Raw genomic sequence first — 22,805 nt, 5'->3', positions numbered from 1 at the left:
AAAATTCTTGTTTCCGTTCATAATAAGAAGGTTCACTTATAGATTAATTTATAAAAAGCAAAAGCTTCACAGGAGGTTTTGAATGCGAAAAAAAATATGGATTATAAGTCTGTTACTATTTATTAGTATGATTTTCACTTCTTGTAATGCAACAAATGCAAATTCGAAAGGAAAAATTAAACTTGGTGTAACAAGTTGGAAAGAAAATATCGCAACCGCAAATATGTGGAAAGTTTTATTAGAAGAAAAAGGCTATAAAGTTGAACTCATGTATTTAGAAAAAGCTGCGATATGGACTGGCGTCGCACGTGGTGATGTTGATGCGAATCTAGAAGTATGGCTTCCTGTTACGGATAAACCATTAAATGCCCGTTACAAAGATGACTTCGTCTTAAAATCAAAATGGTATGAAGGTACCGGGCTTGGTTTAGTCGTCCCTTCTTATGTGAAAAACGTTAACAGTATTGAAGATTTAAATGCACATAAAGATGAGCTAGATAATAAAATTGTTGGGATTGAACCTGGTAGTAGCCTAATGAATTTAACGAATAAAGCAATGAAGGAATATGATATAAAACTAAAACTTGTCCAATCTTCAGAAGCTGCGATGATGAGCGAACTAAAGAAGGCATATACGAAAAAGAAACCAATCGCTGTTACGCTTTGGAATCCACATTGGGGTTTTTCAGAATTTGACTTAAAATATTTAAAAGACCCTAAGAAAGTATATGGTGAAAAAGATGATATTTATTACTCAGTTCGCAAAGGTTTCGAAAATGATCATCCGGATATTGTGAAATACTTTGATAAATGGAAAATGAACGATGAACAGCTTGGTACTTTAATGGTTATGCTAAATAAAACGAAAGATCCGGAAGAAGCCGCGCGAAAATGGATTAAAAAGAATCAAGCTTTAGTTGATGAATGGATAAAAGAATGACAAAAACAGGCTAGGGAATTTATCATATTCTCTAGCCTGTTTCATGTTATTTTTTCTCAATAACTGCATCAACAATTCCATATTCCTTCGCTTCTACTGCCGTCATAAAATAATCTCTTTCTGTATCATGAGCTACCTTTTCTACTGGTTGCCCTGTTCGATCAGATATGATTTTGTTAATATCATATTTTAACTTTAATATTCTTTTTGCTGTAATTTCAATCTCCGTTGCTTGCCCTTTTACACCGCCGAGCGGTTGATGAATCATGATTTCACTATTAGGGAGCGCAAATCTTTTTCCCTTTGCGCCAGCTAATAGTAAAAGTGCACCAAATGATGCTGCAAAGCCCATGCAAAGCGTTTGCACATCTGGTTTAATAAGGTTCATCGTATCTAATATTGCAAATCCTGCTGTAGTTGAGCCGCCAGGACTATTGATATAAAGGAATATATCTTTTTCTGCATCTTCCGCTTCTAAAAATAATAATTGTGCTACTACACTGCTTGCAACTTGATCGTTAATTTCTGAACCAATCATAATAATTCGGTCTTTTAATAACCTTGAGTATATATCATAGGAGCGTTCTCCTAATTTCGTTTGTTCAACTACGTAAGGAATTGCATTCATATTAAATCCCTCCATCTATTTTATGCCGCACTAAGCATACAACTATAAGAAGAAGGCTTTTTCATACTGAATAATAACACCGGTTGTATTGATGGTAACTTAGTGAAATCTATTGTTGAGAGAAGTTTCGTCAACAATTCAGGTCTTTCTTCACGAATAGAAGTTACAACGATTTCAATATCATCCGTGTACTCCACTATTTCAATACCCTCTTCACTTACAGTTTTCAGCCTATTTCTACTCCTAAATAACGATGCTTTCACTGCACCTTCTGATACCGAACACACTTTAGCAATATCCGCGATACTATACTGAAAAACATCCTTCAATAATAAAATTACAGATTGTTGCACATTTAACGAAGACAATACTTTCCCTACCATTTCATGCAAATCTGCAATTTTCCCATGTGGTTCTTCAAATGTATTTTGCTGTTCTAACTTTTCTTGAACGGATTTTGATTTCATTTGATCTAACCATTGATTTCGAGCAATTTTATACAGAAGCGTTATACAAATTTCCTTCTCACTATACTTTTGAAGAACTTTGCAAATTGCTTCTTGGGCAAGGTCTTCCCCATCCCATTTGTTTTTCGTCAAAAACGTACAGTATCTTTTTACCTCTGCATAATGTTCAATTAAAAAATTTATATTTGAATGATTCATATCAATATGATCCTTTAAAACCTGAGTTACTTTTGTGCACAAAATAACCACTCCTTTTCAGCGCTTACTTATTAAACGATTGAACAAAGAAAAAAGTTACGGGGCTTATAATTAATTTTATGTTTATGTTCATGAATACGGGTCATAAATATGTTATATAGCATTTTACATGAGGAGGAATCAATTTGCCAAAATTAACAGTGGAAGGTACCGGAACTTTCGATATAAAAAAAGGAACGAAATTAGTATTAGCACTTGAAGATAACGGTGTACACATTCTTCATCGTTGCGGTGGCAAAGCAAGATGTACAACTTGTAGAGTTGAAGTCATTGCAGGTGATTTTTGTGAGGCTACAAATGATGAAAAACAAGCTATTACGGAAAAAGGAATTGAAGACCACTTACGATTATCGTGCCAAATGCGTGTACATAAAGATATTACTGTTCGCCCGATACTTACAGTTGAAAGTTCCGGTTTAGATGCTGGACCACGCCCGGCGGAGTAAAATGATGAATTTAAAACAGTTAGCCGGTGAATATGCTGCTGGCTTTGTAAAAGATGGAATGAAGGTTGGACTTGGTACGGGTTCAACTGTATATTGGACAATACAAAAGTTAGGGAAATGTGTGCAAGAAGGTTTATCCATTCAAGCTGTACCGACGTCAAAAGAAACTGAAGTATTAGCTAAACAACTATCTATTCCGTTAATCTCTTTAAATGAAGCCGACATACTCGATCTTACCATCGATGGTGCAGATGAAATCAATAATGATTTACAATTAATAAAAGGTGGCGGAGGTGCGTTACTTCGCGAAAAAATTGTTGCCGTCTCCTCTAAAGAACTTATTATTATTGCAGATGAATCTAAGCTCGTTTCACACTTAGGTGCCTTTCCACTTCCTATTGAAATCATCCCCTTCTCTTGGAAGCAAACTGAAAAGAGAATTCAATCTTTAGGATGCGAAACACATTTGCGTATGAATGATGGCGGACCATTTATAACTGATAACGGCAATTTAATTATTGATTGTATTTTTCCAAACAAAATACTGAATCCAAATGACACACATACAGGGTTAAAGATGATTACTGGTGTAGTTGAAACTGGATTATTTATCAATATGACGAGCAAAGCAATCATCGGAACAAAAAACGGTATAAAAGAATATTAACCATTTTAAAGACTGACTTTTGCAAGTCAGTTTTTTCTTTTATAGCATTACATTATGATATACTATGAAAACACATTCATATCACACTAGAAAGGGCTGAACAATTTGCAATCCAAACTCATAACAGAACTTACTGATTTAGAAACTGCCTTTCACTTTCGAAAAGAAGTATTTGTAAAAGAACAAGGTGTCCCCCTTGAAGATGAATTCGATGCATTTGACCAAATTGGTGAGACATGCAAACATATATTAGTTTATTATAATGAACTTCCTGTAGGAACTGGCCGTATACGTTTTGTGGACGGAATGGGTAAACTAGAAAGAATTTGTATTTTAAAAGACTATCGCAAATACGGATTAGGAAAAATAATAATCAAAGCACTAGAAGAGATTGCTCGTAACAAAGAAGCAAACAAAGTTAAACTACACGGTCAAACACAAGCTGAAGGGTTTTATGAAAAATTAGGCTATCAAACTTCTTCCGACGTATTTATGGAAGATGGAATTGCACATATTCTTATGACGAAAGTGTTATCATAAGAAAAGGTGTTATATAAATCTGCATTATTGATTTATATAACACCTTTTCTGTATCCTATTCTAATTCTTCTATTTCATAAAACTTATCATATTCTTCTCTGTATTGAAGTTTTAATTTTTCTATTAAACTTGCATCTGCTGAAATAATATCAATTACATCTGAATTTATATATAACAAATAAGTATCGTTATAAAAAGAAATATACGCTTGCTGACCACCATTAACGACATACTTGCAATACTTGTATACTTCATCTTTATGTACACCTTTTATCGTAGTAAATATTACTGTATTTTCAAGATCATCATCTGTTATTTGTGTTTCTTTCCAATTTTGAATTTCAACAAACTTGCCTATCCTTGTTTTTTCATAAGTTCTCTTACTCTTATCGTACGCTATATAACCTGAAATAAATGAAACATCGATTCTATCATTTTCTTTAAATATTTCACCCAATATTTCTCGTAATAGTTTCAGATTATTTTCAATCGACTCTTTACCAAACCTAATTCTGTAATTTGTTTGCACTTGAAAAAATGGTGTTGCGCTCATATCCTCAAAATTCACTTTAATCTTTTTTATTCTTTCCATATAATGCCCTTCCTTCATATAACATGAAATCGTTTATATAATAGAAAAATGCCTATAGCATGTAATATAGACATTCCCCCTCATATTTACGTTTAGATTTAAAATTACATATCATACTGACTTTTAAACTTGAAAACCTCATCAGCAGCTTGCTTATCCCCACCGGATTTTCGGAAAGATTCCTTCATATTCAGCGCAGCTTCTTTAAATGATGATTCACCTAACACAAAATCCACACTTTCATGTAGTCGACTCTCAGTTAACCCTTGCATTTGTAATGTGACTCCCGCCCCGAGATTCTCCACTTGATTCGCGATTACTGGCTGATCTGCACTTTGCGGAATTACAATGAGCGGAACACCGTTATATAGCCCTTCATGCGTACTGTTCATACCGCCGTGTGTAATAAATAATTTTGTATATGTAAGCACCTCAGTTTGTGGAACATAATTTTTCAAAATGAAATTTTTAGGAATCTCACCTAAATCACTTATTTTAGTCTTTTCACCGATAGACATAACAATAGTATAATCAGTATTCTCAAACGCTTTAAAACAAAGTTTATAGAAAGTAATGGCCTCGTTAAAAACCGTACCTAGTGAAATATAAATCGGACTTTTTCCTTCGATTGCAGTAAAATCGAAGTTTTCTTTTCTTAATTGTGTAGAAATAGATGGTCCTACAAATTTATATGATTCATCAAAAGATTCTCCAAAAGGTTGGAACTCCCTAGTTGTATAAACAATTGTAAGTGGTGCAGGATTATAGAAAACTTCATATGGTGATTTGATTTCAACACCATATTTTTCTTTAATTCCTATTGTTAAGTTTTGAAAATCATTTTTTATTTTTCCAATAGATTCCTCTGAGATATTTTTCGAAAGATGTTCTAACATCCTTGTAAATGATTTTTCATCCTGCGCAAAAGATGTACTCGAATTAATTGATGGGAGTTTAAGAATTTGAGCAATTAGATGTCCACAGCCAAACATAGAATCGTGAATGATGTAATCAAAATGTTCTCCTTCAATTTGTTCAAGAACACTCGGTATAATAATATCTGCAGTATGTAAAAGACCATTTATTCTTTCTGGTAAATAATTTCGACCACCGGAAAGAAAAGCTTTTATAAACTTTTGGTCGTCAATTGTTCGTACAGTAGCTCCAGTTTTTTCAATACGCTCCCTGAAAGCTTCTATTGAAAAATAAACTACATCTTCACCGCGGGAAATAAGTTCTTCTACAACTTTAATTGTTGGATTAATATGACCTTCTGATCCAGCATTAATGAATAAAACACGTGCCAATGTAAACACTCCTTAAGTTAAATGATTTCTATGTTGTCATTAGGAGTGTAGGCACTTCCCATACTCCTATCTCTTCTAAATGGACCTAGCGAGCCTAAACCCAAGATCATCTATATGAAATGTAGGATGGCTACGACGACGGCAAGTAGCACCGCACCCTCTCGCTTCCTCAGCCCAGCTACCGCCTCGAAAAATTCGGTACGATCCATACACCTTTTCATCATACAAATCATAACACCACTCCCAAACGTTACCTAACATATCATATAATCCCCATGCATTCGGTTCTTTTTTACCGACCTCATGAACATGTTCATCTGAGTTTCCATTATACCAAGCAATCTCTTTAAGCTCTCCATATATGTATCCAGTAGTTCCTGCCTTACACGCATATTGCCACTCTGCTTCAGAAGGTAATCGGTAGCCGTTTGAATCTAAATTACAACTGACCGTTTGACCGCCATCACTAATAGAATAATACTCTTTTAATCCCGCTTTTTTTGAAAGTAAATTACAAAACGCAATCGCAGCATTCCAAGAAATATTAACAACGGGTTTATGATTGCCTAGAAAAGAATTTGATGATTCATTTATAACAGTATAATATAATTCCATCGTTACAGTATATTGTGCAAGAAGAAACGGCTTAATTTGGGCCTTCCATTCTCTTTTAATTCGATCGTCTCTTAAAACTATCTCCCCTGCTGGAATTTTTACCATATAAGAATCAATCAAGCGAATTATTTCATTCAATATTATTCCTCCATTCAAAATGGAACATAATTTAATGTTTTTAATGCACCAATTTATACTTACTGCACTTCCTTTATGAATCGTTGAACCTCATTTGGTGTTTTTAAAATAATAATTCTTTTATCCTTATTGAATTGATCGAGTCTTTTTAAAATTGCAGGTCTTTTCGACTTAGGGTATTCCCATATCCATTTGAAAAATTGCAAGTCAAACCTTTCTTCACATCTGGCGCCCATATCCGGTCTTGTTTTATTCCGATATTGCACAATTCTTTTAAAAGCACGATAAACACATATTGTTCTATGAATATCAAGAAAGATAATTGTATCAGCTGCGTTAATTCTTATGTCCATTGTCCCGCCATAATTCCCATCAATAATCCACTTTTCTTCTTTAATTAAGTCATTTTGAACTGTTCTTTGTTCCTCCTTCGGAACACCTTCCCAATTCGGTTTCCAAAATAAAGCATCCAGATGATGTACCTTAATATTTAGTTTATTACCTAACTGCCTTGCTAATGTAGATTTTCCTGAACCACCAGAACCAATTAATATAATTTTTTTCATATGAGTACGATTCTTTCTATAGATTCTTCAATATCTTCCTTATTAGCAAAAATCCATAAAAACATCTCTTCATTTAACTTTAGTACATCTTTTAACTGAACAAAATAAGTAATAAATATAACTTGAATTGAAAGCATTACATACCAAATTGATTTTAGTTCTTCTCTCGTTAAAATGTTTTGCTTATAATATCCTCTAAAAATTTCACTTACAATTTGTAACCATTTCCTTCTTAATGTTTCATCACTAAATATCTCACTTAAAATACTTGTACAGCAATAGCATAAATCGAATACTCTAACGTTTTCTTCTAGAAGCTCAAAATCGATAAACCCTTGAAAATCACTTTCTCTAAAGATTACATTTGATAAGTGCATATCGCGATGAATAATTTGTTTCGGTAATGAGTGAACCGTTTCCTTAAAAGTTGTATGTATTTGATCCATTTTTTGAATTACATCCTGATGAACATGCTCATTCTTTACTAAATTCGGTAAAGCCCATTCGTATACCACTTTATATAACTCTCTTTTTATTAACTCGTTAGCACTATTCACTGAATTTAGTTCGTGATGTAAATTAGCTATTTCCTCTCCAATTGTGCTTCCTAGCACTTTTAGATTTTCTGTATCTTTGATTTCTAGTACACTTCCGGCAACATATTCGTACAAACAATAATTCTTCTCTTTATAAAATACGTACCTTTCATCATTTCTCGTTTTTACTAATTTTTGTACTTTAGCTCCTTTTTCATCAAGCTGTTCTAATACATTTAGTTCAACTAGAAACTGTTTTATCAATCCCTTTTCCTTTAAAATATACGTTTTTTTATTACAATGGATCTTCGTTACGTTTGGTTGAATTTCAGTGGCTGTGACATCTTTATCTTGAAACCAAAACTTTGCAATTTCCAGTGCATGCTCCATATACAAATCCCCTTTTTTTAAATCTCCTATTTTTTCCGTAACATAAACTCGCAAAACATTCCTACTCCAACACCAATTGTGTAAGCCACTAAATCACTCCATAAAAATCCATAACCTAATACGAGTCCACCTAAAGTCGTTGCACGAATGCTATCAATCCATACCACATGGTACAATTGGCTAATTTCAATCCCGTAGCAAAATATTAAACTTATAAAAGCTAATTTCTTCGTTTCTATTTTAGGAAACAAAAATCCGAATCCAGTGAAAATCATTAATGCCCATAAAGCATCACCTAAGTACTCATTTAACAAATCCGGTAACGCAAAAGCAAACTTTCTTGAACTAAGACCTAAAATAATAACAACTATAGTAAACGGTGCATATAGTAATCTATTTCGTTTGGTATTCATTTCAAAATCCCCTAATATATAATGTAAAACTGCAAATAGCTAGTAAAATATAATCATTTTACTAGCTATTTATGGTCGACTTCACTTTGTATTTAATCCAATAACTCTTGCTGTTTTTTCTTTGAAAACGATTGTAGTACTAAATCATACGACCAATCTATCATTTTATTAATTTGTTCTTGTTCTACATCCTTATGTATATACACTGTATTCCAATGCTTTTTATTCATATGATATCCAGGAATTATTGTTTCTGGGTAATCTTCTCTTATTCGTAAAGAGAGTTCTGGATCACATTTTAATGTAATCGCAGCTTTTTCGCCTTCTTCATGATTCACTATCGCAAATATTTTATTATTGAGCCTCATACATGTTGCACTCCAGCCATCTGGAGAATCTTCTGTCGCTTTTTTTTTCGATAAACAATATGCTCTTGTTGCATTCATTCTAATTGGCACCTCTTATTCTTTCACTATTTGATTACGATGCATCACAATTTGCTTCGTCGCTTGAAATTGCTGTTCACCATAAAACTTTATTAGTTTCTCTCCGCAAAATAGACTAACAATATCAATATGGGATACCTCTTGAAGTAACATTGTAAGCATCTTCTCACCAATTCCCTTGTTTCTTACACTTTCATGTACGACAACATCTTCAATATACGCTCGAAAAACACCATCAGTAACAACTCTAGCAAATCCAATTAATTCACTTTCTTCCCATACTCCTATTGCTATACTATTCTTTAACATTTTTTGAATATCGACTTCTTTTCTTTCTGGCCACCAACCTACAGAATCGTAAATTCTCTTTATTTTTTCTACACAGATTGGTTGTTCATGCTGTAATTTATACGTGTACATTTTCTTTCTCCCATCAGCTAGTATACATAATATTATTATAATCTCTTTTCTAAAAAATGTTGACTATATCCTTTAGGATGATCTTCAACGACCCCAAACTCTCGATAACCATGCTTTTTATAAAATTCAGGTGCTTGGAAACTAAAGGAATCTAGAATGATTAGTCTACACCCTTTTTCCTTCGCAATGTCTTCAATTTTATGTAACAGTTGACTGCCATAACCATCATGGCGAACTGATTCATCAACCCATAAAAAATCGATGTGTAGATGATAAAAATACATCATTCCTGTTACCCCACCAAAGATTTTCCCTTCCTCATCTTTCACTACGAAACTTACTTGTTCCATTGGCTGTTTTACTTCATCTGACAGCACAGACATGTTATATTGAATTAATTTATTTTTAATGTATTCTCCTTCAGTGCGTGTACCGTTCTCTATACGCTTCATATATATTTCATCCTTTCCAGTTCGTAAACTACTTTTAATTTTTATTTCTTCTCTTTAAAAGACTAATGAATACAAATCCGCCATATGTAACAAAGCATGAAAAACCAATTATTCCTGGTACAGAGACATAGCCCGTTCTTACGTAACTTATAACTGCAAAACTAGCGATTGACAATAAAATAGATGGCCAAAATATAAGAGCTGTTTGTCTTCGCCTCTGTTTCGATGTACTTTCTTTCTCTTCAGAAACACGTGTGCCAAAAAGCAATACAATACAAATGAGAATCGCTGCAAAGTAAATTGTATTTAATGACAACGTACGATCATATAGTGCGATTCCAACTTCCAAAGCAATAATTATTAAAATTAAAATGATGATCGTTGAAGTTTTTAAGTTTCTTTTCAATCGTTCACCCCTAACATGCTTTCAATATGTTCTATGTATATGCGCTTCAAAGATACTGCAAAAGCTTCATCTACCTCTATATTTTCACGTCGATTAGGTAAACCTTTCCCCCCAATAACATAAAGAAATGGGAATTCGTTAAACATTCCTATTATACCAATATTTATTGTAGCTGTGGGCAATCCACCTGTCATATGAGCTAAATGATATGAAGGTATTCCTTCATATTCGCCTTGCTGTCTTACCATTCCGTTAATAATTGGCTCCCATACTACTGGTTCTGATTTGTAACCTTGAAATATATGTACTAAAAGTGAAAGAACTTGATTTAACTCTCCTACATTTTGCTCATCTCTAGGATTTTCCTGTATATGAATCTTCGAAAAGTATGTTGAAATATATTCTCTGACAGTATCCCATCCTCCGCAATACATAACAATTGACTTAGCAATATAACTGTCGTGACAAGCTATCATCACTTCAACCGCTTTATTAAGTGTTAATGTATTTCTTCCCTGTAAATGAGGATATAACTGCTCACTATCCTCATTTGGATTAAACTTAATGTGATGAAGTGTATCATTCCAACTAATTTGTTTGTCCTTTACCATCTTTGTTACTACAAATCCAATTGCTACTTTTGCTGCTGATGCTAACGGAACATATAGCTCATTGTTATGGGAAGCAACTATATTTCCATTCTTTGTTGAATAAACGAGTATTCCGACTTGGCCAGTTTGTATTTCTTTTATTTTTCGTATGACAGTTTCCATCTTCATTCCTCTTTCTATATCGTTTTATCACCCTCTGAAAATTCGATATAGAATGTAAAAACCCTTTATTTGTTAAATGATATTCTTGAATACAATAAGAAAAAGATAGTATGAAAGTTCTTCACACTATCTTTTTAAAAAATCATTTCGCATAACTGATATATCTATTTCTCAGTAGGATTTTCAGGCCCGTTAAGCTCCAATTGATAAAAGACTAAGTCTAGCCATCTATTGAACTTATAACCGGCCTTTTTAATTGTGCCTGAATGAACAAATCCAAAGTTTTCGTGCATAGCAATGCTTTTTTCATTTTCTCCGTCAATTCCGGCAATTAAGGTCATATATTCTCTTTCCTTTGCAATTGTGATTAATTCTTCCATTAAAGAGGACCCAATTCCATTTTTTCTATATTCCTTATCCACATACACAGAATGTTCAATTGAATATTTATAGGCAGGCCAAGCTCTAAATGGGCCAAATGTCGCAAAGCCTACTACTTTATTATCTAGTTCGTATACTAAAATTGGATAAGCGTCAGCCTTTTTTTGTTCATACCAATCTATTCTATTTTCAAGGGTTACAGGTTTATATGCATACACAGCTGTTGTATAAAGTATCGCATCATTATAAATGTCTAAAATAGATGTTAAATCGTTTTCCATTGCTTCCCTTATCATTGTTTTCTTCCTTTCATAGTGATTATCTTCTTTAACTATCCTTTTATCACTTTTATCTTACAGAAATTTCAGACTCATTTCTATATACGAATTCTAGCTTTTCGGAAACCATCAAATATATTTATTGCAGCAGACAGCATGTAGAAGAAAATTCCACCCCCAATTAGCCACGTTTTAAATTCCTCTGGGGAAATAGTAAATGCATTTGCCAAATACGTAATAAATCCTTCGTTAAATAAATTTGGATTTACTACAATTACAATGAATATGATTGTTCCGACTACTTGAAGAATCGCATTCCCAATTGCCAATCTTTTCGTCCATTGTCCCTGTACTAACTTATAAAGAGATATAGCTACTTCGAAAACGATCATAACCAAAACGATTGGCCAATATTGAAGTAATACATCTTGATTAAATGTTGGCGCGACAAACTGCAACCCGTTTTCCGTACCATTATATACGCCAACGAGATGATTTGCATAAAAGTAAAGTGTAGCCCATATTGCCGTCCACATTAAACCTCCAAAAACTTCAAACTTTGAGATCGCCTTTTTCTTCGGGATATACGAAATATTTTTCAAATCATCTGGCGTCCATTTTTTTAAACTTGTTGTTAATGGGTGTGGATCCTTTTCTTTATCAGTTCTTTCTATAACAGCAAATACAAGTGTCAACCAGAAAAATACATGGATGCCTACTTCGACAATTTCCCCAATGCCTTTACCTATCAATTTTAAAATAACATTTAATACCGCTTGATCACCATTATAGCCTATAAAATTTTCTGCAACCATTGAAATAAGTGCAATAACTGCCGCAATTGGTATAATCATTTTTAATAACGTCGTATATACATCAAAATAACGTGGTCCAATTAAATGCATCGGTTTATCCAAATACCCATTAGCTAATGAAACTGGACTCCCCAATTTTTCGAGTACGCTCTTCACATCATCCTCATTATAATCGTCTGGTAACATATCCTCTATTGTTGACCGTAGTTCAAGTGTAATATCTTCACGATTTTTTTCAGGTAATCTCTTCGCAACTTCATGGACGTAAATATCAATTAAACTCATTTTCGTCCTCCTCCTTTAATAGATTATAAAGTTCTTTCGAATCCTTTATCCATTCTTTTTTCAACTGCAAGAATATCTCTAATCCATATTCACTTAAAACATAATATTTACGAGGTCTACTCTCTGTTTTATCCCAACTACTCGTCACTAGCTCTTGTTTTTCTAAACGGCGAAGTAGTGGATATAAAGTACTTTGATCAATTATAATCCCCGATTGCTCCAATAATTGGACCAGTGAATATCCATACTGCGGTGTTCTTAATTGGCTTAAAACCGCTAATGTTAATGTCCCTCTTCTTAGCTCAGTAATTAACGAATTTAATAAAGCATCCATTTATTCACCCCATTTCCATCACTATATGTCATACAGTATATGTTTTATACTATGTATCGTACAGTATTAGTGTGACAAAAACAAAGATTATTTACCAAAAAAATACATAATTAAAAGCACAAACTATATGATTTGTGCTTTTCTAGCTAACTTAAATACCTATAACCTTCTTAACTTTGTACCTTTGGTAATATATACTCTCCTTTTTCTTTAGGAAATGGGACAACCTCTACAATCGCCTCAACATTGATTACTCCATATACATGCGGGTATTCTTGACCATTTGAAGCAAGTTCATATTTTATTTCTGCTTTTACAAGAGATGGATCTATTGTAAGTAATAAAACCTCTTCTTCATGATTAAAATGTTTTTGAACAACTTTTAAAGTTTGGTCTAATAATGAACAATGAATAAATCCCTCTTCATTAAGTGAGGCTTCATTAATTTCTCCAGTTGTTTTTGCGACTTCCCAATTTTTTTTGGTTATTACTTTTGTAATCATACTCATTCTCTCCCCTATCTTTATATAGAAAAACAAGAGGATTTTCTTTTCATTACTAGAAAGTCCTCTTGAATTTTTTATTTATTTTAATCCCTTAATTAAAGGTGATACTTCCCCGCCATGGAAAATCCATAAATCATGAAGAGATCTCGTACATCCAACATATAATAACTTTGCATCATGTTTTGTATTTTTGTAATGCTCCTCATCAACATCAATTAGAAGAACAGCATCAAATTCTAAACCTTTTGCTAAGTATACAGGTACTACCGAAATACCGCCCTCGTATTTACTTTGATCTGCTTCAATGACGTTAACAGTCAATCCTGCATTTGTTAATTTCTCATACATTTGTCGGCACTCTTCATCCGTTCTTCCAATTACTGCAATTGTTTTCACATCTTCATTTTGCAAATGCTGTAATGTCTTCAAAATTTCAGTGAATTGATCCTCTGCATGAATTACCTTTACTTCTTCACCACTACGGAAAACAGGTGTAGCAAGCCCTACTGGAATCTCTGCATTTTTAATTATTTCATTCGCGAATTCAATAATTTCTTTTGTAGAACGATAACTTCTCGTCAGTTCATAATAACCTGTTTCTTGGAATACTTCCTTAAAAGCACCCCAGTCTTCAATTCCTTGATAATCATAAATCGCTTGAGATAAATCACCTAATATAGTGAAAGAATTACCTAGTGTAATTTCTTTTAATACATAAACTTGGAAAGGAGAGAAATCTTGTGCTTCATCAATAACGACGTGATGGAACTTCTGTCCGATTTCAATTCCTGTTATGCGATGATGTATGTAAATTAAAGCTGGTAAGTCTTCTACATACACTTCTTTTTTACGACTATTCTTTTCTGTTTCTTGAACAAGCTCTTCAGGTAATAATTCGAGTATTTCTTTACTCTTCAACATTGAACTATACAGTGAAAGCGGGCTCATTTTTGGCCAAAAATTCATATATGTGTTCAATCTCTTTGTCGCTTCTTTTTTTAGTAACTTTTTCTCGTTTGTTTCTCCAAACTTTTTCAGTTCAATTTCAATCCAGCGCTTCATTCGGCCGACTAAACGTTCTCTTCTTTTCTTTAATGGATAATGTTTATATTCAACTTGCATCCACTTTTTAACGTCTTCCACTGGAATAACTGCTTTATCCCATGCCTCAAAATCTTTTGTTGGCACTAACTCTTTTTCAAATTGAATCATTCTTTCTTCAATAAACGACTTAAATTCCAGCGTGCCTTTTAATTTACCGAGCATAACCTTTTTTTCGTCGCGATTAATTGAAAAAGCTTCTTTCAATTTTTCTTCTGTTTGCTTTAGTTTCACCGAACCATCTAACGTACGTAATGCCCAATCTGAAAACGTTGTTTGACTAATATTTCCTACCCCCAACTCAGGAAGTACACTCGAAATATAGTCTAAAAACAAACTATTTGGAGCGAATACGATCATTCTCTCCGCTTCAAGTTGTTCACGATACTCATAAATTAAAAAAGCAAGGCGATGTAAAGCGATCGTTGTTTTTCCACTCCCTGCAACCCCTTGAATTAATAATGGTAAGTTTCTTTCCGCACGTATAATATCATTTTGCTCCGATTGTATAGTCGAAACGATATCTTTTAATTTATTATCTTTATTCTCACCTAATCGATATAGAAGAAAATCATCAGCATGCGAGACATCTTCATTTCCTTTCACATATGTATCAACAACACGTTCTAGTTCTCTCTTTCGAATGGAAATGTTTCGTTTTAAATAAACATCGCCTTCTACTAACCCGTCTGGTGAATGATAAAATGCTAATTCTTCACCACCGGTAAATGAATAAAACATACTTGCGACAGGTGCACGCCAATCAATTACAATTGGTTTCATCGTATCTTTATCTGAAACACCTACTTTACCGATGTAAATCGGCATAACGTCTTCCTTGCCATCCTCCTGAAAGTCTAATCTTCCAAAATACGGCTCATGTACACCAATACGTAAGCTTTGTCTATTAGACTCCCTCATACTTTCAAGAATTTGCTCTTTAAAATCTTCTCCATAATAAACCGGAATTTTTTCAAGCTGTTCTAATTGATCATCCATCGTACTTAAAGTATCTTTCATTTTTTGTAACTCTTCTTCAAAAGTGTTGTTCATTTGATGATTCCCTCCTGTCCGTTCCAATTTTTTTAGTCAAGACATAATTGTATTAAAAATCCATTCATAAAGTCAATAGCTAGATTTATAATTTTCCGAAATATAGAAAAGCATGCCTCTTTATCTAAGATTTTGAAGTATCCTTAGAACAAAATTTTCTCTCTCTTTATTTTTTTCACTTCATAGGTTGCTTACAAAAGATCTAGATGGCACTGTATGTAAAAATAATCATTCTAGTTATCCGAATCATTCCACTTACGACTTATTTCTAGGCCATAATCCATATCGTAAACTTCTTTTATAGCTTTAACTTTTTCAAGACTTGCATCGCTAAATACAGGTTTATTTTCAAAAGAATGTAGAACGATTCTTTCAAGAAGAACGCCTAGCGAAATATCATGATATTCTGCCATCGCTTTCAAAACTTTTACCATTCTTTTTTCCATCCTAATACCAGTTTGCACACGTTCAACTTTAATTTTTGTATTTTTTTCATTTATTTGTTTATTATTTTGGTTCATAATTTCACATCCCTAATGTAAAAAAACGCTATTTTGTTACCTTGATAACAATTTATCATTATAACACCGATGCATGTTTTGTCAATTGTGTCATTTTATTATTGGTTAAACATAATAGATTCTCGCCCTATTACTATTATCAAGATAATGTAAATTTGTATCCATATAACGAAAAAAACGCTATTCTTTTTATAGAAATATACAAAAAGGATGGCGTTTTTAATATGAATTTATCGATTTTTAATGAACTAGTATTAGTTTTCAAATAATCACAACGATATATGCTGCCTAATAATTTGGAGTGATTAGTTAGAAAGGTTTGATTCGCTTAACAAACATGTGAATATATTTCACAAAAACTAGTATACCTTTTTGTTTCATTTAGCCAAAACATAGCTCATTCTTCATTAACCCAACCTTTCAGACTTTTAGAAACTAACAAAGATATTTATATGAGTATAGAAGCACTCAACCAACAATGTATACCAACTATTTTCGTTATTAGATTCTATAAATTTGAAATTCCCTTCACATAAATTCAGCTTAATGTGTATGAAGGAGAAGCCAAATCTATTCTTTATTTCTTTTTTACTTTTATACGATACGATAAACACTCATGTAAAGAAGCTTGCTCTTTATATCGCGATTTTTCAAAATCAAATGCTCCGCCTGGGAAGAATCCTACTATACTTAAACCTGCTTCATCGCATAGATGGCTAATCTCTTCTACTGTATAGCAACGTAAAGACTGAGTCACAATATCATTTGGATCATTAGGTTTCCACCAATGATCTAACATTCTTTCATTTATACTATCATATTCATATTTTCGCATAGCTGAACTTAATGACATTTCTTGTCCACTTATCTTTTTCCAATACAGTGGTTGATAAATATCAATAAGTGCACATCCATCATCCTTCATCCAATTCTTAATCCGTTTTAGTAGAAACAATTGCTCATCATCTGTTCCTACACCAAATCCATCTAAATAACTTACTACATCAAATTCTTCCGGAATGTCAATTTGATAGAAATCACCATGGTGAATCTTAATATCCTTACTTGAATGATCCCTTGCAAATTCAACTAATTCTGTCACAAGTTCAACTGTAGTCATTTTTACATTTAACTTAGACATCGCCCTTGCGAATCCACCATTTCCTGCTCCTAGTTCTAACATCGTTTGAAATGGATGACCAACTTGTTCTTGAACTTCTTTAGCAACCTGCTCTAGCCAGTTTTCCTTATTTATATCATAATTCGACAGTTCAAATTGTTTTTTGTAAAATTCCTTCACATTTAATTCGTTCATTATTATTTTCCTCCTGCCATAGATTTTTCTACTACAGGTGAGAAACTAAATTTCTGACACCCATGAAAAAAAACCTTATTATTTTCCTACATTAACAATTTATCAAAATAATAAGAATTTTAAAAGTATAAATTCAAAAAGCAGACAATGGATTATTCCACTATCTGCTTTCACATCATTCTATAGATACTTTTATTTTCCTTTTTGATACTCCACCCAATCCCCAGAAATGATAACTTTCTTTAACATTTCTCTATCTTGAGCAACATACACATATGCATGTATTTCTATATCCCCAAAATAAATAGTTTGGGTGATCCGGTCATATAAATCACTCTCTGCATTACCTGTATATTCTTCAAGTTCATCTAATTTTTGCAGAACATCACTATTTACTTCATAAACTTCCCCATATATCTTTTCCTCGTTTGAACAAATCATTGCAGGATACCCTTCGTTTGTATCAAATAATTTGCCATATGTCCATGCTACGTCTGCGATGCATGTTGCACCTTGCATATAATGATCATTCGTTTGCTCTTTTCTTAACGTGCCATACACGAAAACATGATGCATATGTCCCTATCCCCTTTTTATTGCTCTCTACTTTCTAATTTGTAAATATGCACGAATCATAAAGTAACTCACTTCACCTGGAAGCTGTTCTTTAATAGATTTCAAACCACCTTCTGCATTTTGTACGGCAGTTTCAATAAGAGCTTCATACTCTGTTGGAACAAAGCTTTGCCACTCTACTTCCATACCATCTTCAAAAGAGCGGATTAAGTGGTTTTCAATCGTTTGTCTTGATAGACCTCTATCTTTCGCAATCTCATTTAAATCAATGCCTTGTTTATACATTTCATATGTTTCTATATGAGAATTCGCTGACGCTTTTCCTGATTTTTTACGCTCTGAAACAACTTCAGTCTTAATTGATTCAGCATAGTTTGGATTATCTTCAATAAAGTGCTGAACTGCTTGTAAGAAGTGAGACCCGTACTTCACAAGCTTATGTTCTCCGATTCCTTTTACAGTTAGGAGTTCGGAATCACTTTGTGGCATTTTCGCACACATATCTTTTAACGTTTGGTCAGAGAAAATAACGAATGGTGGTACACCTTCTCCTTGCGCAATTTCTTTACGCACTTCACGAAGTACTTCAAATAAAGGATGGTCTTGAACAATTTGTCTCGTTTCTACTCGTTCTTTGCGTAAAACGTTCTCTTTACCAAGTAATACTTCTTTTCCTTTTTCCGTTACTTTTAATGTCGGATACGTACCATGTTCAACTGCAATTAACTCATCTGAAATTAAAAACTCAATAAACTCACTAACTTCTTTTACACTACGGTTTGACAAAAGACCGTACGTTGGCAAAGTATGAAAATTAAATTCAATGACTTTCTTATTTTTAGATCCAGTTAATACTTGTGCAATCATTTGCTTTCCGAATCGTTGGTTCGTCCTAATCATACAAGATAGTACCATTTGTGATTCCCTCGTCACATCGATACTTTCACGGTCGTCCGTACAATTACCGCAGCGGCCACAATCTTCCTTCGGCTCTTCTCCGAAGTATTGCAAAATAAATGATTGTAAACATTGTTCTGTATGACAGTAATCGGTCATATTTTGGAGTTTTTCAAGTTCGTTTGAAAAACGTGATTCTCCAGTTGATTGATCGATTAAAAAGCGTTGTACTTGCACATCTTGAGAAGAATATAACAAAATACATTCACTATCTAATCCGTCACGACCAGCACGTCCTGCTTCTTGATAGTAACTTTCCATATTTTTTGGAAGTTGATAATGAATAACGTAACGAATATTCGATTTATCAATCCCCATTCCAAACGCTGATGTCGCTACCATAACGCTGATTTCATCTCTTAAAAAGAGTTCTTGCTGTTCATTTCGATCATGATCACTCATACCAGCATGATATTTCGATACCGAAACTCCTGCTTTCCCTAAATCTTCATATAACTGATCGACTACTTTTCTTGTAGCTGCATAAATAATCCCAGATTCCTTCTGATTTTGACGAATATAATCCGCTAAATACGCATTACGATCCTGTCCTTTAATTACTGAAAACGATAAGTTCTCGCGCTCGAACGTTGTCATAATTGTATTTTCTTGATTAATTTCAAGCGTAGTGCAAATATCATCACGTACTTGTGGTGTTGCTGTTGCTGTTAATGCTAAAACGAGCGGTTTTTCTGGAAGATAATCTAATATGCGATGTATATGTAAATAACTAGGACGGAAATCATGACCCCACTGCGAAATACAGTGCGCCTCATCAATTGCTATCATCGGGATTTTCATATCGATAAGTTGATCAACAAACTCCATAGAATCAAGACGCTCAGGCGCCACGTAAAGCAACTTGTAATGCCCTTGTTTCGCCAATTGAATTCGTTGATTCGCTTCTGTAATAGAAATAGAACTATTAATATATGTAGCGGAAATACCGTTTTGTATTAATGTATCTACTTGATCTTTCATAAGTGAAATCAAAGGTGAGATAACTAATGTCGTTCCTTCGAATACTAATGCGGGAATTTGATAACAAATTGACTTACCACCGCCCGTAGGCATAATACAAACTGTATCTTTCCCATCTAATACATTTTTAATTGTTTCATCTTGTCCTCTTCGGAATGACGAATAACCGAAATAAGACGCTAAAAGTTCTTGTGCTTTTGTAAACAAAAAAGAGTCACCTGCTTTTCTATATCTTTCATCTATTCCTATTATATCATCACTTATGCGTCATGAAAGTGCTGAATGAAAGAGTTATATATCATCACGTATCAAACTGATTCTCGCCATCCTTTTGCATGATCTTGTACAATTGTTAACAATTCCTTTAATGCTGGGGAAATCCACTTGTTTTTGTGATATGCGATTTGTGTTGCAAATTGCGATTCATCTGTAACAACAGCTTGTAATTTTTTATCATGGCATTCCTGCGCTACTGTAATAACTGGTAATAAAGAAATACCTAAACCACACATGACGCATTGCTTAATTGCCTCAATACTCCAAAACTCAAATGTACTCTCGTGTTTAATGCCTTGTTTTTGTAAATAGTGTTCAAAATACGTTCGATAACTACACCCGTGTTCTGTATATAAAAACGTTTCTTCTTTCGTAAACTGTACAGTATTCGAATCCGTTTCTGTGACAATATAATCTTTCGGAAAAACAAATGCCAGTTGTTCTATTACCAGTTGCTCAATTTTCAAATCTTCCTCATGCCGTTCTGTATCTAAAAGAAAAGCTAAATCTACATGTCCATTCCTTAAATCATTCCGTAACTCAAGGCACGTTGAAGGCTTTAAAGTAATTTGTACATTTGGAAATTTCTTTTTATATTCATGAAGAATAGATGGTAAACGATAAATTGTTAATGACTCAGGTGCACCAATAATTATTTTTCCTCTAATTTCATTTTCAGCGCTCGGAACTTGTTTCGCTTTCTCAAATAAATCTATCATTTCATTAGCATATGGTATTAAATGTTTCCCCACATCTGTTAACACCATCTTTTTCCCCAATCGATTAAATAAAGGCTGTCCCATTTCTTGTTCAATTGCTTGAATATGCCCTGTTATTGTAGATTGCGCATACCCTAAATAATCGGCAGCTCTTGTATATCCTCCAAGTTCAACAATTGTTTTAAACGTTTTTAAATGACGAATCTCCATAAAAAACCTCCTTTTTCCTAACATCATAATTTCCGATCATTAACTTCATATATATCTATTTTACTGATAGGTAGCTACGATTTACAATAAAACAGACTTAATTATTCGAATTTTCTAAAGGAGATGCAATTACATATGATGAACAAGAAAAAATTAGGTCCTATACTACTTAGCGGTTTAATTATCGGACCAATTTTAGGATCAGGGATTATATTACTACCACCACTTATTTATAAAACAACAGGAGATTATGCCATTATCGCTTGGCTGCTTATTATGGGAATTGGATTTTTATTTGCTTCGCTATTCGGTAAACTTAGTGTTCACTTTCCAAGTGAATCTGGAGTTTCTAACGCAGTGAATCAAGCATTTGGTACTTCTATAAAGCAATTAACTTCTATCTTCTTTATTGTTGCCGGTTGTTTAGGTCCAACTGCAGTATTAATGACAGCTAGTCAATACATTTCTTTAGTACTACCAAATTCGGACATTCCCCTTGAAGTTATCGGCATTATATTAATGGGAATATGCGTATTTATATTATTACTTGATATATCGTCTATCGGAAAAATATCATTTATTTTTTCAACATCTGCAACTGTACTTTTATTAAGTGGCAGTATTAGTTCTATTCCGTATTTTAGGTCAGAGAACTATTTCCAAACGGCTTTCTCTTTCGGGGACTTCGGATATAGTATTTTACTACTTTTTTGGGCTTTAGTAGGCTGGGAGATTATCGGAAACTACAGTATGGAGGTAAAAGACAGGAAGAAAACTATTCCACAAGCGATTGTAATTAGCACACTAACCGTAACAATTGTTTGTCTATTCGTAGCCGCGGCAACTCAGTGGATTGAACTACCTAATTCATACAGAGAAAACTTACAAATTATATCTATTTTATCAACTATATTTGGAGGATTTACAGTTCCTCTTATAGCTTTTATAACTACTGTTCTTTGCATGAGCACATATTTATTAGTTGTTGGAGGTGTTACTCGGCTTATTTCTTCTGAAACAAAACAAATAAACAATTTATCTATACTTTCCTATCGAACAAAAGCGAATGTCCCAGTGTTTTCTTTATTGTTATTAATCACGGTACATACAACTGTATTTATCTGTGTTTACAACAAGTTCATTACAATTGAACAAATTGTAGCAATCGCAAATGCATTTTTCATTTGTAATGCTATTTGTGGCATTTTCGCTGCATACAAATTATTACCTGGACTTTTTAACAAAGTACTCTCTTTAAGCTTAATAGCATGCTTTTTCATTATTCTAAGTTTCTCTTCATTTTGGATATTAATTAGTATCAGTGTTTTAGTTGCTTTCTACGTTTTACAACATATAAAACACAAATCTAGTACACATGAAGATAGAATTTCAATATAAATATTCATTTTATTCGCCTTCCTAGAATACTACTAATCGTATACATGTGAATTTGAGGAGGTTACATTATGAAACGTAGTTACAATAGTTCCATCAAGC

General features: G+C 33.3%; 28 protein-coding genes. 5 read left to right on the top strand and 23 right to left on the bottom strand.

Annotation, left to right across the window (positions count from 1 at the left end):
* The first annotated feature begins 82 nt into the window (after nt 1-82).
* A complete protein-coding gene (locus QCI75_RS13305; protein ID WP_144508598.1) occupies nt 83-940 on the top strand; it encodes a glycine betaine ABC transporter substrate-binding protein in 858 nt (285 codons plus the stop codon).
* A 46-nt stretch (nt 941-986) separates the two neighbouring features.
* Here QCI75_RS13305 and clpP read toward each other — a convergent pair whose 3' ends face one another.
* Entirely contained in the window at nt 987-1,568 is a 582-nt protein-coding gene (gene clpP, locus QCI75_RS13300; protein ID WP_353760640.1) for an ATP-dependent Clp endopeptidase proteolytic subunit ClpP, read from the bottom strand.
* A gap of 20 nt (nt 1,569-1,588) precedes the next feature.
* Entirely contained in the window at nt 1,589-2,275 is a 687-nt protein-coding gene (locus tag QCI75_RS13295; protein WP_144508599.1) for an RNA polymerase subunit sigma-70, read from the bottom strand.
* Between the two features lie 143 nt (nt 2,276-2,418).
* Between QCI75_RS13295 and QCI75_RS13290 the strand changes: the two genes are divergently transcribed.
* The 3 genes from QCI75_RS13290 to QCI75_RS13280 all read left to right on the top strand — a co-directional run bounded on the left by QCI75_RS13290 (nt 2,419) and on the right by QCI75_RS13280 (nt 3,946).
* Nucleotides 2,419-2,739 (top strand): 2Fe-2S iron-sulfur cluster-binding protein, encoded by a 321-nt coding sequence (locus QCI75_RS13290; protein ID WP_085311523.1) that lies wholly within the window; start codon nt 2,419-2,421, stop codon nt 2,737-2,739.
* Nucleotides 2,740-2,743: 4 nt separating this feature from the next.
* Nucleotides 2,744-3,406, top strand: a complete 663-nt coding sequence (gene rpiA / locus QCI75_RS13285) for a ribose 5-phosphate isomerase A (protein ID WP_144508606.1) — start codon at nt 2,744-2,746, stop codon at nt 3,404-3,406.
* A gap of 105 nt (nt 3,407-3,511) precedes the next feature.
* Entirely contained in the window at nt 3,512-3,946 is a 435-nt protein-coding gene (locus QCI75_RS13280; RefSeq protein WP_353760639.1) for a GNAT family N-acetyltransferase, read from the top strand.
* A 55-nt stretch (nt 3,947-4,001) separates the two neighbouring features.
* Here the strand turns inward: QCI75_RS13280 and QCI75_RS13275 are convergent, their stop codons facing one another.
* The 21 genes from QCI75_RS13275 to QCI75_RS13175 all read right to left on the bottom strand — a co-directional run bounded on the left by QCI75_RS13275 (nt 4,002) and on the right by QCI75_RS13175 (nt 21,308).
* Entirely contained in the window at nt 4,002-4,538 is a 537-nt protein-coding gene (locus QCI75_RS13275) for a phosphatase (RefSeq protein ID WP_353760638.1), read from the bottom strand.
* A 104-nt stretch (nt 4,539-4,642) separates the two neighbouring features.
* Nucleotides 4,643-5,845 carry a macrolide family glycosyltransferase gene (locus QCI75_RS13270; protein WP_353760637.1) on the bottom strand — a complete coding sequence of 401 codons (1,203 nt, stop codon included), beginning with the start codon at nt 5,843-5,845 and terminating at the stop codon, nt 4,643-4,645.
* A 75-nt stretch (nt 5,846-5,920) separates the two neighbouring features.
* Nucleotides 5,921-6,598, bottom strand: coding sequence for a formylglycine-generating enzyme family protein (locus tag QCI75_RS13265; RefSeq protein ID WP_353760636.1), 678 nt, complete (start codon nt 6,596-6,598; stop codon nt 5,921-5,923).
* 59 nt (nt 6,599-6,657) lie between these two features.
* Nucleotides 6,658-7,164: a DNA topology modulation protein gene (locus tag QCI75_RS13260; RefSeq protein ID WP_353760635.1), complete on the bottom strand. Its 507-nt coding sequence runs from the start codon at nt 7,162-7,164 to the stop codon at nt 6,658-6,660.
* Nucleotides 7,161-8,090: a phosphotransferase enzyme family protein gene (locus QCI75_RS13255; RefSeq protein WP_353760634.1), complete on the bottom strand. Its 930-nt coding sequence runs from the start codon at nt 8,088-8,090 to the stop codon at nt 7,161-7,163. The genes QCI75_RS13260 and QCI75_RS13255 overlap by 4 nt, the downstream gene beginning before the upstream one ends.
* A gap of 26 nt (nt 8,091-8,116) precedes the next feature.
* Entirely contained in the window at nt 8,117-8,503 is a 387-nt protein-coding gene (locus QCI75_RS13250; RefSeq protein ID WP_353760633.1) for a ribosomal maturation YjgA family protein, read from the bottom strand.
* A 92-nt stretch (nt 8,504-8,595) separates the two neighbouring features.
* Nucleotides 8,596-8,949: an MmcQ/YjbR family DNA-binding protein gene (locus QCI75_RS13245; RefSeq protein WP_144507768.1), complete on the bottom strand. Its 354-nt coding sequence runs from the start codon at nt 8,947-8,949 to the stop codon at nt 8,596-8,598.
* 15 nt (nt 8,950-8,964) lie between these two features.
* Nucleotides 8,965-9,369, bottom strand: coding sequence for a GNAT family N-acetyltransferase (locus QCI75_RS13240; protein ID WP_144507770.1), 405 nt, complete (start codon nt 9,367-9,369; stop codon nt 8,965-8,967).
* A gap of 35 nt (nt 9,370-9,404) precedes the next feature.
* The gene (locus QCI75_RS13235; RefSeq protein WP_144507772.1) at nt 9,405-9,821 is read right to left on the bottom strand and encodes a GNAT family N-acetyltransferase; all 417 of its coding nucleotides are present in this window, start codon (nt 9,819-9,821) and stop codon (nt 9,405-9,407) included.
* 34 nt (nt 9,822-9,855) lie between these two features.
* Nucleotides 9,856-10,227: a hypothetical protein gene (locus QCI75_RS13230; protein ID WP_353760632.1), complete on the bottom strand. Its 372-nt coding sequence runs from the start codon at nt 10,225-10,227 to the stop codon at nt 9,856-9,858.
* Nucleotides 10,224-11,000 (bottom strand): serine hydrolase, encoded by a 777-nt coding sequence (locus tag QCI75_RS13225; RefSeq protein WP_144507776.1) that lies wholly within the window; start codon nt 10,998-11,000, stop codon nt 10,224-10,226. Before QCI75_RS13225 ends, QCI75_RS13230 begins: the two co-directional genes overlap by 4 nt.
* A gap of 164 nt (nt 11,001-11,164) precedes the next feature.
* Nucleotides 11,165-11,677 (bottom strand): GNAT family N-acetyltransferase, encoded by a 513-nt coding sequence (locus QCI75_RS13220; RefSeq protein ID WP_144507778.1) that lies wholly within the window; start codon nt 11,675-11,677, stop codon nt 11,165-11,167.
* 80 nt (nt 11,678-11,757) lie between these two features.
* Nucleotides 11,758-12,759 carry an HAAS signaling domain-containing protein gene (locus tag QCI75_RS13215; RefSeq protein ID WP_098990212.1) on the bottom strand — a complete coding sequence of 334 codons (1,002 nt, stop codon included), beginning with the start codon at nt 12,757-12,759 and terminating at the stop codon, nt 11,758-11,760.
* Complete coding sequence (locus QCI75_RS13210; protein ID WP_097903687.1) at nt 12,746-13,093, bottom strand: PadR family transcriptional regulator; 348 nt, start codon at nt 13,091-13,093, stop codon at nt 12,746-12,748. The genes QCI75_RS13215 and QCI75_RS13210 overlap by 14 nt, the downstream gene beginning before the upstream one ends.
* 170 nt (nt 13,094-13,263) lie before the next feature.
* The gene (locus QCI75_RS13205) at nt 13,264-13,596 is read right to left on the bottom strand and encodes a DUF952 domain-containing protein (protein WP_141436333.1); all 333 of its coding nucleotides are present in this window, start codon (nt 13,594-13,596) and stop codon (nt 13,264-13,266) included.
* 81 nt (nt 13,597-13,677) lie between these two features.
* A complete protein-coding gene (locus QCI75_RS13200) occupies nt 13,678-15,753 on the bottom strand; it encodes a HelD family protein (protein ID WP_144507784.1) in 2,076 nt (691 codons plus the stop codon).
* Nucleotides 15,754-15,986: 233 nt separating this feature from the next.
* Complete coding sequence (locus tag QCI75_RS13195) at nt 15,987-16,274, bottom strand: hypothetical protein (RefSeq protein ID WP_353760631.1); 288 nt, start codon at nt 16,272-16,274, stop codon at nt 15,987-15,989.
* Between the two features lie 577 nt (nt 16,275-16,851).
* The gene (locus tag QCI75_RS13190) at nt 16,852-17,589 is read right to left on the bottom strand and encodes a class I SAM-dependent methyltransferase (protein WP_144507788.1); all 738 of its coding nucleotides are present in this window, start codon (nt 17,587-17,589) and stop codon (nt 16,852-16,854) included.
* A 192-nt stretch (nt 17,590-17,781) separates the two neighbouring features.
* On the bottom strand, nt 17,782-18,165 hold the full coding sequence (locus QCI75_RS13185) for a gamma-glutamylcyclotransferase family protein (RefSeq protein ID WP_144507790.1): 384 nt from the start codon (nt 18,163-18,165) through the stop codon (nt 17,782-17,784).
* A gap of 27 nt (nt 18,166-18,192) precedes the next feature.
* Nucleotides 18,193-20,310: a DNA helicase RecQ gene (recQ, locus tag QCI75_RS13180; RefSeq protein WP_144507792.1), complete on the bottom strand. Its 2,118-nt coding sequence runs from the start codon at nt 20,308-20,310 to the stop codon at nt 18,193-18,195.
* Between the two features lie 101 nt (nt 20,311-20,411).
* Nucleotides 20,412-21,308 (bottom strand): LysR family transcriptional regulator, encoded by an 897-nt coding sequence (locus QCI75_RS13175; protein WP_353760630.1) that lies wholly within the window; start codon nt 21,306-21,308, stop codon nt 20,412-20,414.
* 138 nt (nt 21,309-21,446) lie between these two features.
* Here QCI75_RS13175 and QCI75_RS13170 point away from each other — a divergent pair, with 138 nt between their 5' ends.
* Nucleotides 21,447-22,706 (top strand): APC family permease, encoded by a 1,260-nt coding sequence (locus QCI75_RS13170; RefSeq protein WP_144507796.1) that lies wholly within the window; start codon nt 21,447-21,449, stop codon nt 22,704-22,706.
* Nucleotides 22,707-22,805 lie beyond the last annotated feature (99 nt).

The sequence above is a fragment of the Bacillus cereus group sp. RP43 genome (assembly GCF_040459645.1).
GTDB classification, from domain to species: domain Bacteria; phylum Bacillota; class Bacilli; order Bacillales; family Bacillaceae_G; genus Bacillus_A; species Bacillus_A mycoides_C.
The sequence above is the reverse complement of the archived record's forward strand: the minus strand, read 5'-3'. Positions and strand labels throughout refer to the sequence as shown.

Coding starts and splice junctions, on each gene's coding strand:
- QCI75_RS13305 (WP_144508598.1), top strand. CDS start 83: ATGCGAAAAAAAATATGGATTATAAGTCTGTTACTATTTATTAGTATG.
- clpP (WP_353760640.1), bottom strand. CDS start 1,568: ATGAATGCAATTCCTTACGTAGTTGAACAAACGAAATTAGGAGAACGC.
- rpiA (WP_144508606.1), top strand. CDS start 2,744: ATGAATTTAAAACAGTTAGCCGGTGAATATGCTGCTGGCTTTGTAAAA.
- QCI75_RS13275 (WP_353760638.1), bottom strand. CDS start 4,538: ATGGAAAGAATAAAAAAGATTAAAGTGAATTTTGAGGATATGAGCGCA.
- QCI75_RS13260 (WP_353760635.1), bottom strand. CDS start 7,164: ATGAAAAAAATTATATTAATTGGTTCTGGTGGTTCAGGAAAATCTACA.
- QCI75_RS13255 (WP_353760634.1), bottom strand. CDS start 8,090: ATGGAGCATGCACTGGAAATTGCAAAGTTTTGGTTTCAAGATAAAGAT.
- QCI75_RS13250 (WP_353760633.1), bottom strand. CDS start 8,503: ATGAATACCAAACGAAATAGATTACTATATGCACCGTTTACTATAGTT.
- QCI75_RS13245 (WP_144507768.1), bottom strand. CDS start 8,949: ATGAATGCAACAAGAGCATATTGTTTATCGAAAAAAAAAGCGACAGAA.
- QCI75_RS13240 (WP_144507770.1), bottom strand. CDS start 9,369: ATGTACACGTATAAATTACAGCATGAACAACCAATCTGTGTAGAAAAA.
- QCI75_RS13235 (WP_144507772.1), bottom strand. CDS start 9,821: ATGAAGCGTATAGAGAACGGTACACGCACTGAAGGAGAATACATTAAA.
- QCI75_RS13225 (WP_144507776.1), bottom strand. CDS start 11,000: ATGGAAACTGTCATACGAAAAATAAAAGAAATACAAACTGGCCAAGTC.
- QCI75_RS13220 (WP_144507778.1), bottom strand. CDS start 11,677: ATGATAAGGGAAGCAATGGAAAACGATTTAACATCTATTTTAGACATT.
- QCI75_RS13215 (WP_098990212.1), bottom strand. CDS start 12,759: ATGAGTTTAATTGATATTTACGTCCATGAAGTTGCGAAGAGATTACCT.
- QCI75_RS13210 (WP_097903687.1), bottom strand. CDS start 13,093: ATGGATGCTTTATTAAATTCGTTAATTACTGAGCTAAGAAGAGGGACA.
- QCI75_RS13205 (WP_141436333.1), bottom strand. CDS start 13,596: ATGATTACAAAAGTAATAACCAAAAAAAATTGGGAAGTCGCAAAAACA.
- QCI75_RS13200 (WP_144507784.1), bottom strand. CDS start 15,753: ATGAACAACACTTTTGAAGAAGAGTTACAAAAAATGAAAGATACTTTA.
- QCI75_RS13195 (WP_353760631.1), bottom strand. CDS start 16,274: ATGAACCAAAATAATAAACAAATAAATGAAAAAAATACAAAAATTAAA.
- QCI75_RS13190 (WP_144507788.1), bottom strand. CDS start 17,589: ATGAACGAATTAAATGTGAAGGAATTTTACAAAAAACAATTTGAACTG.
- QCI75_RS13185 (WP_144507790.1), bottom strand. CDS start 18,165: ATGCATCATGTTTTCGTGTATGGCACGTTAAGAAAAGAGCAAACGAAT.
- QCI75_RS13175 (WP_353760630.1), bottom strand. CDS start 21,308: ATGGAGATTCGTCATTTAAAAACGTTTAAAACAATTGTTGAACTTGGA.
- QCI75_RS13170 (WP_144507796.1), top strand. CDS start 21,447: ATGAACAAGAAAAAATTAGGTCCTATACTACTTAGCGGTTTAATTATC.